The organism is Nocardioides perillae (assembly GCF_013409425.1).
Classification (GTDB): Bacteria; Actinomycetota; Actinomycetes; order Propionibacteriales; family Nocardioidaceae; genus Nocardioides; species Nocardioides perillae.
On sequence record NZ_JACCAC010000001.1, the window covers coordinates 3,074,195 to 3,091,996 of the forward strand.

Consider the following 17,802-nt stretch of genomic DNA (forward strand, 5'->3'; position numbering starts at 1 on the left):
CGGGAGCCTATCGGAGCAGGTGGGACGGCGTGTCGCGACCGGCGTAGAGTGCGGGAGGTGAGCGCCACTGACCCCGCCGACAGCACCGCAGCCACCCCGCCGGAGGGCACCGACGACGCGGCGGCGGAGCAGCCGCGCACGGAGTCGCACGACCCGGCGGTGCCGGAGGCCTACGCCGCGTTCATGCGCACCGGCTGGGGCGAGCGCGAGCTCGACCTGCCGCCGCACCCGGTCGCGCCGTACGCCGCGGCGCGCCGCCGCGCGCTGGCCGACGCGTTCCCCGGGGAGCGGCTCGTGCTGCCGGCCGGCACGTTCAAGGTGCGCTCCAACGACACCGACTACCGCTTCCGGCCCGACACCGCGCACACCTACTTCTCCGGCAACCAGACCACCGACGCGGTGCTGGTGCTCGAGGACGGCGACGCCGTGCTCTACGCCCGGCCGCGCTCCAGCCGCGAGACCGACGAGTTCTTCCGCGACCGGCAGTACGGCGAGCTGTGGGCCGGCCGCCGGCCGTCGGTGCGCGAGATGTCCGACAGCCTGGGCCTGGAGGTGCGCCACGTCGACGAACTGCCCGACGCGCTGACGCGCAGCGGGAAGACCCGCGTGCACCGCGGCGTCGACGCCGGGGTCGACCGGCTCGTGGACGCCGACGAGGGACGCGACGGCGAGCTCGCCCGGGTGGCCTCGGAGATGCGGTTGGTCAAGGACGACTGGGAGGTCGCCGAGCTGCAGGAGGCGTGCGACGTCACCACGCTCGGCTTCGAGGACTCCGTGCGCGAGTGGGACCGCGTGCTGGAGTTCGGCGAGCGCTGGGTCGAGGGCACCTTCTTCCGCCGCGCCCGCGCGATGGGCAACGACATCGGCTACGACTCCATCGTCGGCGGAGGACGTCACGCCACCACGCTGCACTGGATCGACAACACCGGGCCGATCACGCCCGGCGAGCTGGTGCTGCTCGACATGGGCGTCGAGGGCCGCAACCTCTACACCGCCGACGTGACCCGCACCCTGCCGGTCTCGGGCACCTTCACGCCGCTGCAGCGCGAGCTCTACGACCTCGTGCTCGCCGCCCAGCAGGCCGGCATCGACGCCGTGCGCCCCGGCGTACCGTTCCTGGCGGCCCACGAGGCCGCGATGCAGGTGCTGGCCCGCGGCCTCGACGGCCTCGGCCTGCTGCCGGTGAGCGCCGAGGAGGCGCTCGACCCGCAGAGCAAGGTCTACGCGCGCTGGACGCTGCACGGCACCAGCCACATGCTCGGCATGGACGTGCACGACTGCGGGCGCGCGGCGCTCGAGGTCTACCCGCGCGGCGACCTCGCCGAGGGCATGGTGCTCACCGTCGAGCCGGGCTTGTACTTCCAGGAGGACGACCTGCTCGTCCCCGAGGAGCTGCGCGGCACCGGCATCCGCATCGAGGACGACGTGCTGGTGACCGCCGACGGCTCGCGCAACCTCTCGGCCGCGCTCCCCCGCCCCGCCGACGAGGTCGAGGAGTGGATGGCGCGGCTGCGCGCCTGACGGTGGGGCACCGACCCGCTGGGGCCGGTGCCCCGACCGCGGTCAGGAGCAGACGGCCCGCTTGGCGGCCTGCGCGACCGGCTCGTAGGCCTTGACGTCGCAGCGCTGGCCGCCGGAGCTGCGGTAGCCGTAGGTCGTGAACCGGGCCCGCTCCCACTCGACGGTGCCCACCTGCGACGGCATGCCCGAGTAGTGGTGGCACCAGGAGTACTCGAAGGTGCCGCCCACCACGCGGTAGCCGCGGAACCAGGCGACGGAGCGGCCGCCCGGGATCACCATCTTGGTGCTCGACGACACCGTGGTGCTCTCGCTGCGGGTGCTGCCGATGCTCGCGCGCAGCTGGGTGCGCCCGCTGATCTCGCCGTAGATGCCGACGACCTTCTTCAGCATCGCCGAGGCCCCGAAGGTGGCGGAGACGGTGTTCTTCACCCCCGCGCTGAAGACGCGGTCGGTCGAGACCGTGACGCTCTGCCCCTTCTTGATGGTCGTGCGCCCGGGGTAGGTCACCGCCCGTACCCGGGTCAGGCCGATCTGCTGCGTGCCGCGCACGTTGCGGATGCGCGTGCGGTACTCGTCGGTGCGGCAGCTGCTCGAGCGTGCGTCGGCCCCGCCCGCGGTGGCGGCGCTCGCCGACGCGGCGGCCGCGCCGGTCGCGCCGGTCGCGCCGAGGGAGGCCACGACGGTGGTCGCGAGCAGCGTCGTCGTCGCCAGGGCGCGTCGCAGCAGGTGGCGGCGTGGGGTGGTGGGCTGGAGGTGTTGCACGGTGTGCTCCTGTCGCTGTCCGCCGGCCCCGTGCCGGCGCGCAGTCGTCCTACCCCGGTCCGGGGTGTCCCACTCCCCTAGGATCGGTGGGGTCCCGCCTCCGTAGCTCAGCTGGACAGAGCAGCGGCCTTCTAATCCGCTTGTCGCAGGTTCGAGTCCTGCCGGGGGCGCCGCGGACGACGAGTGACGCGCACGGCACGGGTGCGACCGGCCCCCACGGTGCTCCCCGCGTCACTCGTCGTCCCCACCGGAGGGGTGGTTGAGCCCTCAACCTCCTAGGTCCTCTCCGGCATGCTCGGGAGTGGCACACCCAGGTCCGGGACCCGCCCGGCCGCCTCGACCCGAAGGAGCGACATGAGCGTCAAGCTCGCGATCATCTACTACTCCAGCACCGGCAACGTCGACGGGATGGCCCGCCACCTGCAGGCCGCGGCGGAGAAGGCGGGCGCCGAGGTGCGCCTGCGCCACGTCGAGGAGATCGCACCGGACGCCGCGATCGACTCCCAGCCCCGCTGGCGCGAGCACGTCGAGGCGATCAAGGACGAGCCGCGCGCGACGGCCGACGACATCGTGTGGGCCGACGCCGTCATCTTCGGCACGCCCACCCGCTACGGCAACGTGGCCAGCCAGCTCAAGCAGTTCATCGACACCCTCGGCCCGCAGTGGGCGCAGGGCCAGCTCGCCGACAAGGCGTACGCCGGGTTCACCTCGAGCCAGACCGCCCACGGCGGCCAGGAGTCGACGTTGCTCGCGCTCTACAACGTCGTCTACCACTTCGGCGGCATCATCGTGCCGCCGGGCTACACCGAGCAGCTGAAGTTCGCCGACGGCAACCCCTACGGCGCCTCGCTCGTCAGCGGCGGCGACAACTCGGGCGAGCTGTCGCAGGTCGACCTCGACTCGCTCGACCACCTCGCCCGCCGCGTGGTCACGGTGGCAGGCAGGCTCACCGGCGGCAACTGAGCCGTCGCACGACGCGCACGACGACGCGAGGCCGGGGCGGACGCCCCGGCCTCGCGGCGTTCAGCGCCCCTGGCGCTTGACCCGGCGACGCAGCTGCAGGATGCGCAGCGACCCGGCCAGCGCGGTGATGAGGATGCCGGCGGCGGCCGCGATCAGGATGGCCGCCGAGAGCGGCGTGCGCCCCTCCCAGCCCAGGAAGGCCAGGTCGACCGGCTGGGTGTTCTGCAGGGTGAAGACGACCAGCAGCACGATCAGCACGCCGACGACGACCATCGTCACCCACAGGCCCGAGGTGCGCGAGCCGCGCAGGGGGTCCTCGTCGTGGTCGCGCCGCGACGCCGCCGGCTCCCGGGTCGACGGGGCCTCCTGGGGCGCGCGGCCCGGGGTCGGCGGGGCGCCGGTGGGCTGCGTCGGGTCGTCGGCGCGGGGCGTCTCGCTCATGGGTCCGACCGTAGTGGGCGACGACCGGGCGCGGCGCTCACCCCACCGCGTCCTCGAGCGCGGCGACCTCTTCGTCGGTGAGCTCGAGGTCGGCGGCGCGCAGGTTGTCTTCGAGGTGCTCGACGCTCTTGGTGCCCGGGATCGGCAGCACGACCGGCGAGCGCTGCAGCAGCCACGCCAGGGCGAGCTGCGAGGGCGAGGCGTCGTGGCGCCGGGCCGCGTCGGCCAGCGGGCCGTCGGTCTGCGAGAGCTCGCCGGTCGCCAGCGGGAACCACGGGATGAAGCCGATGCCCTCGGCCTCGCACACCTCGAGCAGCGGCTGGGCGTCGCGGTTGCCCAGGTTGAAGAGGTTCTGCACCGTCGCGATCTGGGCGACCTCCTGGGCCGCGCGCAGCTCGTCGACGTCGACCTCGGAGAGGCCGAGGTGGCGCACCTTGCCCTCCTCCTGCAGCTCGCGGAGCGTGCCGACCTGGTCGGCGAGCGGCACGTCGGGGTCGATGCGGTGGAGCTGGAACAGGTCGATGGTCTCCACCCCGAGCCGGCGCAGGCTGAGCTCGCACTGCTGGCGCAGGTAGGACGGGCGGCCCACGGGCACCCACTCCCCCGGGCCGGTCCGCGTCAGCCCCGCCTTCGTGGCGATCACCAGGTCGTCGGCGTAGGGGTGCAGCGCCTCGCGGATCAGCTCCTCCGACACGTTCGGCCCGTAGGAGTCGGCGGTGTCGATCAGCGTCACGCCCAGCTCGACGGCGCGGCGCAGCACCGCCAGCGCGCCGTCGTGGTCGGCGGGCGGGCCCCAGACCCCCTCGCCGGTGATCTGCATCGCGCCGTAGCCGAGGCGCACCACCTCGGTCTCGCCGCCGATGCGGAAGGTGCCGGAGCCGGTCGCGCGGGTCGTCGTCTCGCTCATGCCGCGAGCGAACCAGCCGCGGCCAAGCCCGGCCTCAGCCGACCCCGCCCCGGGCCGGCCTCAGCCGTCGAGGCGCACGCCGCGCGCCCCGGCGTACGCCGTGACCTCGGCGCGCAGCGCCCGCTTGAGCTCGTCGTCGGCGAAGGAGGCGTCGACCGAGGCCAGCGCGAGCCGTGCGACGCCGGCCTCGTCGAGGCCGAGCAGGTCGGCGGCGACCTCGTGCTCGCGGTTGAGCGTGGTGCCGAACATCGGCGGGTCGTCGGAGGCGATCGCGACGGGCACCCCGGCCTCGACGAAGCGCGGCAGCGGGTGCTCGGCGAGCGAGGCGACGGCCCGGGTGGCGACGTTCGAGGTCGGGCAGACCTCGAGCACGACGCCCTCGTCGGCGAGGCGGCGCAGCAGCGCGGGGTCCTGGGCGGCGGAGGTGCCGTGGCCGATCCGCTCGGCGCCGAGGTCGTCCAGCGCCGACCACACGGTCTCCGGCCCGGTGGTCTCCCCGGCGTGCGGCACCGAGCGCAGGCCGGCCGCACGGGCGGCCTCGAAGTGTCGGCGGAACTGCGGGCGCGGCACGCCGATCTCGGGTCCGCCCAGGCCGAAGCCGACGAGTGCCTCCGGGCGGTGCTGCAGCGCGAACTCCAGCGTGGCGTCGGCCGCCGGGACCCCGGACTCGCCCGGGACGTCGTAGACCCACCGCAGCACCAGCCCGAAGTCGCGCTCCGCGGCCTCGCGCGCCCGCTCGAGCGCGGCGGTGTAGTCGCCGATCGCCATGCCCCGCACCACCGAGGTGTACGGCGTGCACGTCAGCTCGGCGTAGCGCACCCGCTGCCCCAGGGCCATCTCGCGCGCCACCTCGTAGGTCAGCACCTCGACGTCCTCGGGGGTGCGCACCAGGTCGACGACGGCGAGGTAGACCTCGATGAAGTGGGCGAAGTCGCGGAAGGTCATGAACTCCCGCAGCTGCTCCAGGTCGCTCGGCACCGGGCCGCCGGGGTGGCGGGCGGCGAGCTCGGCGACGACCTCCGGCGAGGCGGAGCCGACGTGGTGGACGTGCAGCTCGGCCTTGGGCAGGCCGGCCACGAAGTCGGTGAGGCGGTGGGGCACGGACGCCAGCGTAGGGTGGCGCCTCGTGAACGAACGACTCGTGTGGATCGACTGCGAGATGACCGGTCTCGACCTCGGCGCCGACGCGCTGATCGAGGTCGCCGCCCTCGTCACCGACTTCGACCTCAACGTGCTCGGCGAGGGGGTCGACGTGGTGGTCCGCCCGCCCGCCGAGGCCCTGGAGCAGATGGGCGACTTCGTCCGGTCGATGCACGAGACCTCCGGGCTGCTGCCGGAGCTGGAGCAGGGCGTCACGCTCGCCGAGGCCGAGGCGCAGGTGCTGGCCTACGTGCGCGAGCACTGCCCCGACGGCAGCCGCCCGCCGCTCGCCGGCAACACCGTCGCCACCGACCGCTCCTTCCTCGCCCGGGACATGCCGGAGCTGGAGTCGTTCCTGCACTACCGCATCGTCGACGTCAGCTCGATCAAGGAGCTGGCCCGTCGGTGGTTCCCGCGGGCCTACTTCCAGGCACCGGCGAAGCGCGGCAACCATCGGGCGCTGGCCGACATCCAGGAGAGCATCGAGGAGCTGCGCTACTACCGCGAGGCCGTCTTCGTGCCCTCCCCCGGGCCCGACTCCGCCGCCTCGCGGGTCGTGGCCGAGAAGCACGGTGGGTCGCTGACCGGGCTGGGCCCCGCCCCCGCTCCGTCGCCTGCCGCGTCCGCCACCGCGTCGGCCAGCGAGTCCGCCACCGGCGACGCGGCGACCGAGCAGCCCGCCCCCGATGCGGCGCCCCGGCCCGAGTGACGGTATGGTCCTCCCCGTCGTGACGGTCTCCGTCGCGCCGTGGTGGGCGTAGCTCAGCTGGTAGAGCATCGCGTTGTGGTCGCGAGGGTCGCGGGTTCGAGTCCCGTCGCTCACCCCACGTCACCGAGGGCCCCGTCCGCTGCCGCGGACGGGGCCCTCGTGCGTCGGCGGGACCTTCGACCCGCTCCCGCGGGCCGATCGCCCCGAGGTGGGCCGCCGACGGTCCCGACGTGCGCGTGCGGGCTCACCCACGCGGGTGGGGCGTCGATCCTGGCGAGGAACCCGTCACCCCCCGGACGGGACCCCCGACCCCCCTGACCGGAGGCCCTGCCCCCATGAGCCAGACCATCGTCCCCACGGGACGCGCGCGCGTGCTCGGTGACGACGAGATCATCGTCAGCAAGACCGACCTGCGCGGCCACCTCACCTACGTCAACGACCTCTTCGTCGACATCAGCGGCTACGAGGAGGCCGACCTCCTCGGCAAGCCGCACAACATCATCCGCCACCCGTCCATGCCCCGCGCGGTCTTCGGGCTGCTGTGGGAGACGCTGCAGAGCGGCGAGGAGCTCTTCGCCTACGTCGTGAACCTCTGCGCCAACGGCGACCACTACTGGGTCTTCGCCCACGTCACGCCGACGCGCGACCGCAGCGGCGCCGTCACCGGCTACCACTCCAACCGGCGCAGCGTCAGCCCCCGCACCATCGAGCGGGTGCAGCGGCTCTACGACCGGCTGCTCGTCGCCGAGCGCCGCGAGTCCGGCGGCCGGGCGGCCACCGCGGCCGGCACCGCCGAGCTGCACGCCGCGCTGGGCGAGTCGGGCACGACGTACGACCGGTGGGTCTGGTCCCTGCTCGAGAAGCAGGCCGCGTGATGGCGGCCGCACCCCGTCGCGGCGCCGCCGCGACCGACGAGCTGGCCGTGCACCGCGCCTTCGCCGACGAGGTGCTGCGGGCGCTGACGGCGGCCGGCCAGGGCGACCTGGAGGCGCGCGTGCGCCACGTGCCCGGCATCGAGGGGCTGCCGGCCCTGACCGCCCTGCGCCACGCGACCAACCGCACCCTCGACCTCACCGACGCCTTCGTGCGCGAGGCCGGTGCCTCGCTCGTGGCTGCGGCCGAGGGCCGCTTCCACCGCAGCTTCGTCGAGGTGGGCATGCCGGGCTCCTTCCGCACCGGCGCCGCGGAGATCAACCGCGGGTCGGCCGCGATGGAGGCGGCGGCGGGCCAGGTGGCCGAGGCCGCCGGCGAGCGCCAGCAGCTCGCCGACCGCTTCGAGTCGGTCGTGCTCACCCTCACCCAGGACGTCGTCGGCGCCGCCGACGAGGTCAGCGGGACGACCGGCACCCTGAGCCGGTCCGCGCACGAGGTCGCGGACGAGGTGCGTCGGGCCCGCGAGACCGTCGACTCGCTCTCGGAGTCGTCGTCGGCCATCCAGGACGTCGCCCGCCTCATCGACACGATCGCCGCGCAGACCCGGCTGCTCGCGCTCAACGCCACCATCGAGGCCGCGCGCGTCGGCGAGGCCGGCAAGGGCTTCGCCGTGGTCGCGGCCGAGGTGAAGGACCTCGCGACGCAGACCTCCGAGGCGACCCAGCGGGTCTCCGCTCAGGTGCACGAGATCCAGGCGGCGAGCACCGACGCCGTGCAGGTGATGTCGGGTGTCGGCAGCACGGTGACGACGATGACCGACATGGTCGGCGTCGTGGCGGCCGCGGTCGACGGCACGCAGGAGAAGCAGGGCATGACGCGGGCTGCCGGGCACCTGCGCGACCAGGTCCGCGACTTCCTCGGCGAGATGCGGGACTGACCTCAGGCCCGGTGCCGCGGCGCGTGGGGGACCTCGAAGTCCCCTGCCGCCGCGGTGTACGCCGGGTGGTCGGGCGCCACGGGGACCCCCGCGGCGCCCGGCCCGTCACCCCGGCCGGCCGGGGTGCCGGTCGGCCCCGCCGCGCGGGGCAGGACCACGGCCACGGTGGTGCCCTCCCCCTCGACGGAGGCGACCTCCACCCGCCCGGCGTGGCGGGCGACCTGCGCGGCGACGACCGCGAGGCCGAGGCCGGTGCCCTGCACCGCTCGGTCCCAGGCGTTGCGGGCGCGGAAGAAGCGCTCCGTCACCCGCGCGACCTCGTCGGCCGGGATGCCCAGGCCGCGGTCGGCCACGGTGAGCACGACCTCGTCACCGGCGGTCGCGAGGCGCACCACCACGGGGTCGTCGCCGGGCGTGAACTTCGCGGCGTTGTCGAGCAGCGCGACGACGACCTCGCGCAGCGCCTCGGGGTCGCCCTCCACCCAGGACGAGGCCAGGCCGACGTCGAGCCGGACCGCGGGGCCGCGCCCGCGCAGCGCGGTGCGGCTCGCGGCAGCCGCCTCCTCGACCACCACGCGCAGGTCGAGCAGCCGCGTCTCGGGGCTGACGAGTCCGGCCTCGAGCCGGGCGAGCGCGAGCAGGTCGTCGACCAGGGCGAGCAGGCGCCGGCTGTTGTCGGTGATGCGCTGCACGGCGGAGGCCTGCGCTGCGGTGAGCTCGCCGAAGTCGCCCTCCGCGAGCATCTCGGTGAAGCCGGTGATGTTGGTGATGGGGGTGCGCAGCTCGTGGCTCACGGTGGCCACCAGCGTGTCCTTCACGCCGTCGGCCTCGCGCAGCCGCCGCGCCGCCTCGTGCTCGGCGAGGTAGGCGAGCACCCGGGCCTCCTCGGCCCGGACCCGGTCGGTGACGTCGTCGGTGGTGACGACGAAGCCGACGAGGCGGCCGGCGGCGCCGGTCATGGGCGCCACCGCCACCGCGTGCACCCGTGCCTCGCCGTCGGCACGGCGCAGGATCCACTCGCGCCGGGCGCCGGGTGTGCGCGCGCAGGCCGCGAGCACCGAGCGCAGGTCAGGGGTCGTGCCCAGCGCGGCGGCCTGGTCGGCGAGCTCGCCGGGGGCGACGACGAAGGCCACCGAGCGCCCGACCAGGTCGGCGGCCGGGTGCCCGAAGGCGTCGACCGCCCCCGGGTTGGCGAGCTGGACGGTGCCGTCGACGTCGCAGGCGAGGATGGCCGTGCCGGCGCTGCACGCGAGCAGCCGCTCGGCCCGCTCGCGCGCGGCGTCCGCCTCCGCGGTGGCCGAGCGCAGCCGGCGCAGCGCACGGGACAGCGCCCGGGCCCCGGTCGCCACCACGGCGAGCCCGAGGAGCAGCGCGAGCACGGCCACGACGGCCCAGGCGGGTAGTGCTCCCACGGACGGCACCTCCGGGCGCGGGCGGAGCCGGCCGGGGCGCTGCTGGGCGCTAGGTTGGCCGGATGACGGAGCAGTCACGCTACGACGTCGTGGTGGTCGGCGGCGGCCACAACGGCCTCACCGCCGCCACCTATCTAGCCCGGTCGGGGCTGCGCACGCTCGTGCTCGAGCGGCTGCCGCGCACCGGCGGCGCGGCGGTGTCGTCGCAGGCCTTCGCCGGGCACCCCGTGCGGCTGTCGCGCTACTCCTACCTGGTCAGCGTCATGCCCGAGGAGCTGCTGCGCGAGCTCGACCTCGACGTGCGGCTCGTCTCGCGCCGCACCGCGTCGTACACCCCGGTCGTGCGCGACGGCCGCGCCGGCGGCCTGCTCGTCGAGCACGAGGAGGGCGAGGCGACCCGCGCGTCCTTCCGGGCCCTGACCGGCTCCGACGACGAGCACGACGCCTGGCGCGACTTCTACGCCGGCGTGCAGGGCCTGGCCGAGGTCGTCGCCCCCACCCTGCTGCAGCCGCTGCCGCGTGAGCAGGAGCTGCGCGACCGCGTCGACCCGCAGGTCTGGGAGGACGTCGTGCAGCGCCCGCTCGGCGACGCCGTCGTGCGCCGCTTCCGCGACGACACCGTGCGCGGCGTGGTGGCCACCGACGGCCTCATCGGCACGACGGCCTCGCTGCACGACCCCTCGCTGGTGCAGAACCGCTGCTTCCTCTACCACCTCGTCGGCAACGGCACCGGCGAGTGGCGGGTGCCCGTCGGCGGGATGGGCGCGCTCACCGACGCGCTGGCCGCGCGGGCCGTCGAGGCAGGCGCCACCGTGCTCACCGGTGCCGGCGTGTCCCGCATCGTCGCGGGTGACGACGGCGCCGAGGTGACCTGGCACGACGGCGACGGCACCCGCACGGTGGCGGCGCGGCACGTGCTGAGCGGGGTGGCCCCCTGGGTGCTGCGCATCCTGCTCGGCGAGCCCGAGGACCCCGCCACCAAGCCGGAGGGCTCGCAGCTGAAGATCAACATGCTGCTGCGCCGGCTGCCCCGGCTGCGCTCGGGCGTCGACCCGACCGTCGCCTTCGCCGGCACGCTGCACCTCGGCGAGGAGCTCTCCGCGCTCGAGGCCGCCCGCGCCGACGCGGAGGCGGGCCGCTTGCCGGCGCGGTTGCCGGGCGAGGTCTACTGCCACTCGCTGACCGACCCCAGCATCCTCGGCGACGCACCCGAGGGCACCCACACGCTCACCTACTTCGGGCTGCACACGCCCGCGTCGCTCTTCGACGGCGACCGCGAGGCGACGAAGGCCGAGGCCGTGCGCCGCGCCCTCGCCTCCCTCGACGAGCACCTCGAGGAGCCGATCGCGGACTGCCTGGCGACCGACGCCGAGGGCCGACCGTGCCTGGAGGCGAAGATCCCGCAGGACGTGGAGGCCGACCTCGCGATGCCGGGCGGCCACATCTTCCACGGCGACCTCGACTGGCCGTGGGCGAGCCAGCGCGCCCTGCTCGACACCCCCGCCCGGCGCTGGGGCGTCGCGACCGACACGCCGTCGGTGCTGCTGTGCGGCTCGGGGTCTCGGCGCGGCGGCGCCGTCAGCGGTCTCGGCGGCCACAGTGCGGCGATGGCGGTGCTCGAGTCCCGCTGAGACCGAACGGGTCGGGGTGAGGCACGCCACCGTCGCAGGTCGACCGTCCGATTTCGACCGACCGCCACCGGCTGCTAGTGTTGCGGACGCTTCACCGCGCGCCATTAGCTCAATTGGCAGAGCAGCTGACTCTTAATCAGCGGGTTCGGGGTTCGAGTCCCTGATGGCGTACCGCACACGACGAGGGCCAGGACGCACCACGCGTCCTGGCCCTCGTCGCGTCAGCAGCCGTGCCAGGCCCAGCCGTCGCTGACGACCAACCGCCTCAGGCAGGCCCGCCGCTCGCGCTCGCGCTCCGCGACCTTGCGCACCGCGTCGTCGTCGACCGGGACGCCGGCCTCGCGCAGGCCCGCGGTGCTCGGCGGTGCGGGCACCTCCACGTCGGGCATCCAGGCGGTGCCGGCGGCGGTGGCGAGGTAGCGCTCGACCGCCGAGCGCAGGGGGTCGACCGCGCTGGCCTCGGGCCGGTGCTCGGGCGCCATCGCGGTCATGGTGGTGAGCGCGTCGTCGAGGTGCGCGACGGCCACGGGCGCGGCCAGGCCGCGGGTCCCGGAGTGGAAGTAGTGCAGCACGGGGTAGGCCAGTGCTGCTCGGCCGAGGTCGCCACCGCGGTCGACAACGACACCAGCTGCTGCTGGAACATGCTGCCGAAGCCCTCGCCGGTCCACCCGCGCGCCACGATCTCCGCCGGGGAGTCGCCGAGGCCGTGCACCTGCACGGCGACCACCCGACGGGCCACCACCGCGGCGACCACCGAGATGAGGTAGGTGATGGCGAGGGTGACGAGGAAGAGGCCGGAGAAGGTCGCGACCGCCATCACGACCCGCCACCCCGGGGTCGCGGCGACGAAGTCTCCGGTCCCGAGGGTGAAGACCGTGAACCCGGTTGAGTAGACGACGTCCGCGAGCCCGGCCGGCCGCCCACCGGTCGAGGTGACCACGGCCTGCGAGCCGTGGAAGACCAGGGTCCACCCCGTCCAGAGGGCACCCACCCACAGCCCGACCGTCGTGACCAGCAGCACCGGTCCCCCGGCGACCAGCCAGCCGCCCTCCCGGTCGCGACGGTGCACGCGCAGGGCGGCGCGCCACAGCACGGCCAGCACGGTGCGGGTCAACGGCCCGGCCCCGCGGGAGACCGCGAGCGTCGTCGCGAAGGCGTCGACGAAGGTCAGCAGCACCACCAGGGCGCCACCGACGACGAGCAGCTCGGGCACGGGGCGCTCAGCCCCGACGCTCGACGACCACCTCGTCGCCGCGGCGCAGCGCCCGGGCGACCCGCAGCCGCAGCACCTTGCTGTAGGACCGGACGAACGCGGCGTAGCCAGGGGCGGGGCCGTGGTAGCCGAGGAACCCGCGCGGGCCCTGCACCATCTCGCCGGTCTCGACGTCGTAGCGGCTCTGGTGCCACGGGCAGACCAGGCAGCCGTCGGCGTCGACGTGGCCCTCGGAGAGGTCGGCGAGCTGGTGTCGGCAGCGGCGCGAGACGGCGAACAGCTCGCCGTCGCGGTTGCCGACCGCCCAGGGGCCGGCGCGGCGCACCGCCCCGGGCGGCAGCTCACGTGCGGGGACGGTGCGGGGGCGACGGGCCACGGGTCCTCCTCAGCAGCGGGGCCCGACGGTCGGGCACCCGCTCGTGGAGGTACCCCGGTCTCAGCCCGGGACGCGCAGGACCAGCAGCGCGATGTCGTCCTCGGCCTGCGCCGGGACCGCGGTGGCCAGCAGCTCGCAGACGTCCTCTGCCGTCGTCGTGCCCGCCGTCGCGCCGGCCGCGTCGAGCTGGCCCACCAGCCACGCCAGCCCCAGGTCGAGCCCGACGCCGCGCCGCTCCACCAGGCCGTCGGTGTAGAGGACCAGGGTGCTGCCCGGCTCGAGCCGGACCTCGTGGTCGGAGCGCTCCCGGCCGGGCGCGAGCCCGAGGAGCGGGTCGACCCCGACCTCGAGCAGCCGCGCCGAGCCGTCGGAGGAGACCAGCACGGGCGGTGGGTGCCCGGCGTTGGCCCAGCACAGCGTGGCACCACCGTCGCCGTGCCGCGTCACGTGGCCCAGCACCACCGTCGCGACGCTGGAGACGGCCAGGCGCTCGAAGACCTCGTCGAAGGTCGTGAGCACCGCGCCCGGCCCGCCCGGCACGGCGTAGGCGATGCCGCGGAGCAGGTTGCGCGCCTGTCCCATCGCGGCCGCGGCGTCGCGGTCGTGACCGGCGACGTCGCCGATGACCACCGCGAGCGACCCGTCGGGCGTCGGGAACGCGTCGTACCAGTCGCCGCCGACGAAGGCCACCTCGGCGGCAGGCACGTAGCGCACCGCGAGGTCGAGGCCCTCGACCTCGGGGAGGTCGGTGAGCAGGCTGCGCTGCAGCGCTTCCGAGAGCCCGCGCTCGCGGCGCGCCACCTCCCGCTCCGCAGCGACGACGCGCATCCGCTCGACCGCCTGGTCGACGACGCCGCCGACCTGCCGCAGGAACGAGCGGTACGCCGCGTCGGGCGCCCGGCCGCCGCCGAGCCGGGCGACGAGCACCGCGCGGTCCCGGCCGAGGCGGCCCGCCGGGAGCACGAGGAAGCCGGTGGCGCCCTCCCCCTCGTCGTCGCGCACGACCAACGGGTCGAGGGCCGGCAGCAGGTCGTCCGGCGTGGGCGGCAGGCCGTCGGAGGGTTCACGGTGACCGGGACCGGGCGCGAGCTGCGGGAGCCGCAGGGCGGCCGCCGACAGGTCCGGCGAGACCGACTCGGCGACCACCCGGGCGACCACCGCCGGCACCTCCTCGAGCGTGTCGACCGCACCGAGCTCGTAGGCCAGCTCGGCGACCACCTGCTGACGCCGCCGCTCGACCACCCGTGGCGTGGTCTCGGCTGCGATGTCGAGGACCCCCTCCACGACGCCACCCGACGAGCGCACCGCGGAGTAGGAGAAGGTGAAGTAGCACTCCTCGAGGAAGCCGTGGCGCTCCAGCGGCACCAGCGCGTCCTCGACGTAGTGCCCCTCGCCGGTGGTGAGCACGTCCGACATCCACGGCCCGATCTGCTCCCAGGCCTCCGGGAAGACCTCGCGGCTCGTGGCCCCGAGCGCGGCCGGGTGCTTGTCGCCGATGAGCTCGACGTAGGCCTCGTTGTAGACGAGGACGAACTGGGGCCCCCACATCAGCGTCATGGGGAAGCGGGAGTCGAGCACCGTGCGCACCGACTGCCGCAGGCAGGGGCTCCACCCCTCGGGCGCACCCAGGGGCGTGCGCTCCCACGCGACCGCGGCGTAGGCCTCGCGCAGCGACCCGGCGGTCGCGAAGAGGGTGTCCACGACACCGACACTAGGCCCTCAGGAGGCCCCCGCGCGCCCGCCCGGCGCGTGCCTGCGAGCGCGTCGGGGTGGGCCGGGGGTGCCGGCCCCCACCCGCCTACTAAGGTGTGGCGCATGGAGGACCTGCCCTACTCCGCCGACTTCGACGCCGGTCGGCGCACCCTGGTCGTGACCGGTGACATCGACGAGGTCACCGGACCCCGCCTGCGCGAGTCCCTCACGACCCTCGTCGAGCCCGGCGCGCCGCCGGTGACCGTCGACCTGAGCGACGTCACCTTCCTGCCCAGCGCCGCGGTGAGCGTGCTGGTGACGGCGGTGCGCGCGGCCGACCAGGCCGGCACCGGCTTCCAGCTCGTCGCGACCCCGGGCACCATCTCGCACCGCGTGCTCACCATCTGCGGCGTGCCGGTGGGCGACCCCCAGCACAGCCAGGCCTGACCGGCGCCGCGGCGCGCGCGGCGCGCCTCAGGCGCCGGGCAGCGGTTGCTCGACCACCGGGCAGGGCGGCCGACCGAGCACCAGCAGGCTGGTGTCGTCGGGGTGCCGGCCGTCGTCGTGCACGGCCAGCGAGGCCGCGACCTCCTCGAGCAGCGCCTCGACGTCGTCGCTGCCGCGCGCCAGCACCCCCGGCAGCACGTCGTCGAGGAAGTCCGCGCCTGTCCGGGTGCGCACCGCGAGGGCGTCGGAGTGCAGCAGGAGGCGCCCGCCGGGGCGCAGGAAGCCGTGGCGCACGGGGTAGTCGGTGTGCAGGCCCAGGCCCAGCGGGGGGCCCACCACCGCGTCGAGGTCGCCGGGGGTCACGGCGCCGGCCTCGACCTGCCACGGGCCGGAGTGCCCTGCGGAGGCCCAGCGGAAGAGACCCGTCGCGGGCTGGACGCTGACCACGCACGCGGTGACGAACTCGGTCTCGAGCCCCGGCGCGAGGTCGGGGTCGACGTGCACGGCGTTGTTGGCGAGCGCGAGCACCCGCCCGGGGTCGGGCTCGAAGCGGGCGGTGCTGCTCAGCAGCGTCCGGGTGTACGTCGCGTGCGCCGCCGCGGCGGGCCCGTGGCCCATGGCGTCGCCGAGGACTGCCACCACGTGTCCGTCGGGCGCGTCGACCACCGCGATGAGGTCGCCGCCCGCGCCCGCTCCGCCCACCGGCCGCGAGGTGGCGGCCACGTCGAGACCCGGACGCGACGGCACCCGGGGCTGGCGCACGGCCGCGCGCACCGACTCGAGGTCGGCGAGCCGCCGCGCGCGGCTGACCGCGGTGCTGACCCGCTGCTGCAGCTCGCCGAGGTGGAAGGGCTTGCGCACGTAGTCGTCGGCGCCCGCGGCCAGGCCTCGCGCGACGTCGTCGCCCGAGGCCTGGGCGGTCACCAGGAGCACGGCCGACTGCACCGGCCGGCCGGCCTGCTCGCGGCGCACGGCCGCGAGGACGGTGAGGCCGTCGGCGCCCGGCATGTCCACGTCGAGCAGGACCAGGTGCGGCGACAGGCGCGTCACGGCCGCGATCGCCTCGTGGCCGTCGACCGCCTCGTGGGTGGTGAAGCCCCAGCGCCGCAGCTGGTGCACGAGGAGCGCACGCACGTCGGCGTCGTCGTCGGCCACGAGGGCCACGAGCCCCGTCCCCACCTGCACCTCGCCGCTCCTCCCGGACCGGGACGCGCGCGCCGGACCTCCCCCAGTCAACCCGGCGCCCGGCGCCGGCACACGCGTGCGCGCGAATGCTGCGGACCTCTTGCGCAGACCTCCGGGCGACCTGAGGGAGCGCTCAGTCGGTGCTGCCGCGCACCAGGCCGACGGCGAGCAGCAGGTCGATCAGCTCCTCGACCCGGCGCACGTCGCAGCCGGTCCGCTCGGCGATGCGCTCGAGGCGGTAGTAGACGGTGTTGGGGTGCACGTGCAGCTGCACGGCCGCCATCTTGGCGTTGAGGTCGGCGGCGACGTAGGCGCGCAGCGTCTCCGTGAAGGTGCTGCCGCTCGCGAGGTCCTCCTGCACGAAGGCCCGCACCTCCGGCCGCACGAGGCGGCGCGCCGAGCGGTCGTGGGTCTGCACGAGGTAGTCGAGCGTCGACATCCGCGACAACGCCTGGACCCCCGAGCGTCCCTGCAGCGACCGGCGCGCCAGGCGCGCCTCCTCGTAGGCCTCGGGCACGTCGAGGAAGCCCTCGCGCACCGACGAGACGCCGACGCTGGGGTAGACGCCGCGGCTGGCGAGCGAGGCCACCTGGGCCCGCACCCGGCCGAGCACGCGCTCCTCCGCCTCGGCAGCGTCGAGGCCCGGCTCGACCGGGAGCACCGCGACCACCTCGTCGTGGCGCACCACCACCAGGCCCCGCCCGGGGTTGGTCAGGGCGGAGCGCAGCATCGCGTGCGCCTTGCGGTCGCCGCTGGCGTCACCCGGCACCGTGTAGGAGCCCACGGCGACCACGAGCCGCGAGGCCGCGTCGATGCCGACGTCGGCCAAGGCCTCGAGACGGGGCCGCACCGTCGGCGGGCGCCCCTCGAGCAGGTCGTCGAGCAGGTCGCGGGCGAGGCGGGCGTGGTCGGCCACCGTGAACTGCTGCGCCTCGAGGTAGGCCTCGGCGGCGGCCGTGCTGCCGGCCTCGATGGTGCGCATGAGCTGACCGGCGACGGTCAGCGCCGCGTCGGTGGTGCCCGGGTGCACCCGGACCGCCTCGACGACCTCGTCCCACAGCGAGATCTGGCCGATGCGGAAGGCCTTCATGAAGTCGGTCAGCGTGATGCCGAGGTCGACGCGTCGCATCGCGTGCCGACCGGTCCAGGGGAAGTCGGCCCGCGAGGGGTCGCGGCGGTCCTGCACCGTGGCGATGAAGGCGGTGAACACCTGACGGCAGTGCGCCTCGACCTCCGCACGCAGGGTGCGGTCGGCGAGGTCGGCGTACGCCTCGATCTCCTCCCAGATCGCGACCGTCGCGCGGGCCGCGATGTCGTCGGCGCGGTCGCGCACCCAGGCCGCGAGGACGTCCTCCCCCGCCCGCCCGGCCCCGCGCTCCTGCGGCAGTGCTGTCATGCGGATCCTCCGATCGAGGCGGGCCCCCCGGCCCCGCCGCCCCACCCGGCCGCGACGGCCGGGCCACCCAGTGTGCCGGGGTGAGCGCGCTCACACCACCGACGCGCCCGCGACGTGGACGCCGGTCGAGACCGGCGGGACCCGGAGGCCCTTGTGACGCGGTCACAGGTGCCGTGGCCCCAAGACTGTGCGGCTCA

General features: G+C 75.2%; 18 protein-coding genes and 3 tRNA genes. 10 read left to right on the forward strand and 11 right to left on the reverse strand.

The window, feature by feature from the left end:
• Positions 1-57 precede the first annotated feature (57 nt).
• Positions 58-1,521: an aminopeptidase P family protein gene (locus tag BJ989_RS14360; RefSeq protein ID WP_343049397.1), complete on the forward strand. Its 1,464-nt coding sequence runs from the start codon at positions 58-60 to the stop codon at positions 1,519-1,521.
• A 42-nt stretch (positions 1,522-1,563) separates the two neighbouring features.
• Here BJ989_RS14360 and BJ989_RS14365 read toward each other — a convergent pair whose 3' ends face one another.
• Positions 1,564-2,283 (reverse strand): hypothetical protein, encoded by a 720-nt coding sequence (locus BJ989_RS14365; protein ID WP_179518778.1) that lies wholly within the window; start codon positions 2,281-2,283, stop codon positions 1,564-1,566.
• 96 nt (positions 2,284-2,379) lie between these two features.
• On the opposite strand from BJ989_RS14365, the gene BJ989_RS14370 reads away from it, so the two are divergent.
• Together BJ989_RS14370 and wrbA are read left to right on the forward strand one after the other, a co-directional pair.
• Positions 2,380-2,453, forward strand: a tRNA-Arg gene (locus tag BJ989_RS14370).
• A gap of 184 nt (positions 2,454-2,637) precedes the next feature.
• The gene (gene wrbA, locus BJ989_RS14375; RefSeq protein ID WP_179518779.1) at positions 2,638-3,246 is read left to right on the forward strand and encodes an NAD(P)H:quinone oxidoreductase; all 609 of its coding nucleotides are present in this window, start codon (positions 2,638-2,640) and stop codon (positions 3,244-3,246) included.
• A gap of 60 nt (positions 3,247-3,306) precedes the next feature.
• On the opposite strand, the gene BJ989_RS14380 is transcribed toward wrbA, so the two are convergent.
• From BJ989_RS14380 to BJ989_RS14390, 3 genes are read right to left on the reverse strand one after another with little or no spacing between them, the layout of a single operon-like run.
• Positions 3,307-3,687: a lipopolysaccharide assembly protein LapA domain-containing protein gene (locus tag BJ989_RS14380; protein WP_179518780.1), complete on the reverse strand. Its 381-nt coding sequence runs from the start codon at positions 3,685-3,687 to the stop codon at positions 3,307-3,309.
• 37 nt (positions 3,688-3,724) lie between these two features.
• Complete coding sequence (locus BJ989_RS14385) at positions 3,725-4,594, reverse strand: aldo/keto reductase (protein ID WP_179518781.1); 870 nt, start codon at positions 4,592-4,594, stop codon at positions 3,725-3,727.
• Between the two features lie 60 nt (positions 4,595-4,654).
• Complete coding sequence (locus tag BJ989_RS14390; RefSeq protein ID WP_179518782.1) at positions 4,655-5,695, reverse strand: adenosine deaminase; 1,041 nt, start codon at positions 5,693-5,695, stop codon at positions 4,655-4,657.
• Between the two features lie 25 nt (positions 5,696-5,720).
• Between BJ989_RS14390 and orn the strand changes: the two genes are divergently transcribed.
• The 4 genes from orn (at position 5,721) to BJ989_RS14410 (ending at position 8,253) form a co-directional block, all read left to right on the forward strand.
• The gene (gene orn / locus BJ989_RS14395) at positions 5,721-6,443 is read left to right on the forward strand and encodes an oligoribonuclease (protein ID WP_179518783.1); all 723 of its coding nucleotides are present in this window, start codon (positions 5,721-5,723) and stop codon (positions 6,441-6,443) included.
• Between the two features lie 42 nt (positions 6,444-6,485).
• Positions 6,486-6,561, forward strand: a tRNA-His gene (locus BJ989_RS14400).
• 217 nt (positions 6,562-6,778) lie between these two features.
• The gene (locus BJ989_RS14405) at positions 6,779-7,318 is read left to right on the forward strand and encodes a PAS domain-containing protein (RefSeq protein WP_179518784.1); all 540 of its coding nucleotides are present in this window, start codon (positions 6,779-6,781) and stop codon (positions 7,316-7,318) included.
• Positions 7,318-8,253: a methyl-accepting chemotaxis protein gene (locus BJ989_RS14410; protein WP_179518785.1), complete on the forward strand. Its 936-nt coding sequence runs from the start codon at positions 7,318-7,320 to the stop codon at positions 8,251-8,253. Before BJ989_RS14405 ends, BJ989_RS14410 begins: the two co-directional genes overlap by 1 nt.
• A gap of 2 nt (positions 8,254-8,255) precedes the next feature.
• Here BJ989_RS14410 and BJ989_RS14415 read toward each other — a convergent pair whose 3' ends face one another.
• Positions 8,256-9,665 (reverse strand): ATP-binding protein, encoded by a 1,410-nt coding sequence (locus BJ989_RS14415; protein WP_179518786.1) that lies wholly within the window; start codon positions 9,663-9,665, stop codon positions 8,256-8,258.
• 62 nt (positions 9,666-9,727) lie between these two features.
• On the opposite strand from BJ989_RS14415, the gene BJ989_RS14420 reads away from it, so the two are divergent.
• Both BJ989_RS14420 and BJ989_RS14425 read left to right on the forward strand, forming a co-directional pair.
• Entirely contained in the window at positions 9,728-11,296 is a 1,569-nt protein-coding gene (locus BJ989_RS14420; RefSeq protein WP_179518787.1) for a phytoene desaturase family protein, read from the forward strand.
• 98 nt (positions 11,297-11,394) lie between these two features.
• Positions 11,395-11,467: transfer RNA gene (locus BJ989_RS14425), tRNA-Lys, on the forward strand.
• Positions 11,468-11,517: 50 nt separating this feature from the next.
• On the opposite strand, the gene BJ989_RS14430 is transcribed toward BJ989_RS14425, so the two are convergent.
• Genes BJ989_RS14430 through BJ989_RS14445 form a run of 4 tightly spaced genes read right to left on the reverse strand, consistent with a single transcriptional unit; the run spans position 11,518 to position 14,586 of the window.
• On the reverse strand, positions 11,518-11,823 hold the full coding sequence (locus tag BJ989_RS14430) for a hypothetical protein (RefSeq protein ID WP_179518788.1): 306 nt from the start codon (positions 11,821-11,823) through the stop codon (positions 11,518-11,520).
• A complete protein-coding gene (locus tag BJ989_RS14435) occupies positions 11,784-12,509 on the reverse strand; it encodes a hypothetical protein (RefSeq protein ID WP_179518789.1) in 726 nt (241 codons plus the stop codon). The genes BJ989_RS14430 and BJ989_RS14435 overlap by 40 nt, the downstream gene beginning before the upstream one ends.
• A 7-nt stretch (positions 12,510-12,516) precedes the next feature.
• Entirely contained in the window at positions 12,517-12,885 is a 369-nt protein-coding gene (locus tag BJ989_RS14440) for a Rieske 2Fe-2S domain-containing protein (RefSeq protein WP_179518790.1), read from the reverse strand.
• A gap of 60 nt (positions 12,886-12,945) precedes the next feature.
• Positions 12,946-14,586: a SpoIIE family protein phosphatase gene (locus tag BJ989_RS14445; RefSeq protein WP_179518791.1), complete on the reverse strand. Its 1,641-nt coding sequence runs from the start codon at positions 14,584-14,586 to the stop codon at positions 12,946-12,948.
• A 114-nt stretch (positions 14,587-14,700) separates the two neighbouring features.
• On the opposite strand from BJ989_RS14445, the gene BJ989_RS14450 reads away from it, so the two are divergent.
• The gene (locus BJ989_RS14450) at positions 14,701-15,024 is read left to right on the forward strand and encodes an STAS domain-containing protein (protein ID WP_179518792.1); all 324 of its coding nucleotides are present in this window, start codon (positions 14,701-14,703) and stop codon (positions 15,022-15,024) included.
• A 27-nt stretch (positions 15,025-15,051) separates the two neighbouring features.
• Here the strand turns inward: BJ989_RS14450 and BJ989_RS14455 are convergent, their stop codons facing one another.
• Together BJ989_RS14455 and BJ989_RS14460 are read right to left on the reverse strand one after the other, a co-directional pair.
• The gene (locus tag BJ989_RS14455) at positions 15,052-16,209 is read right to left on the reverse strand and encodes a SpoIIE family protein phosphatase (RefSeq protein WP_179518793.1); all 1,158 of its coding nucleotides are present in this window, start codon (positions 16,207-16,209) and stop codon (positions 15,052-15,054) included.
• A 133-nt stretch (positions 16,210-16,342) separates the two neighbouring features.
• Positions 16,343-17,605, reverse strand: a complete 1,263-nt coding sequence (locus tag BJ989_RS14460; RefSeq protein ID WP_179518794.1) for a PucR family transcriptional regulator — start codon at positions 17,603-17,605, stop codon at positions 16,343-16,345.
• Positions 17,606-17,802: the final 197 nt, after the last annotated feature.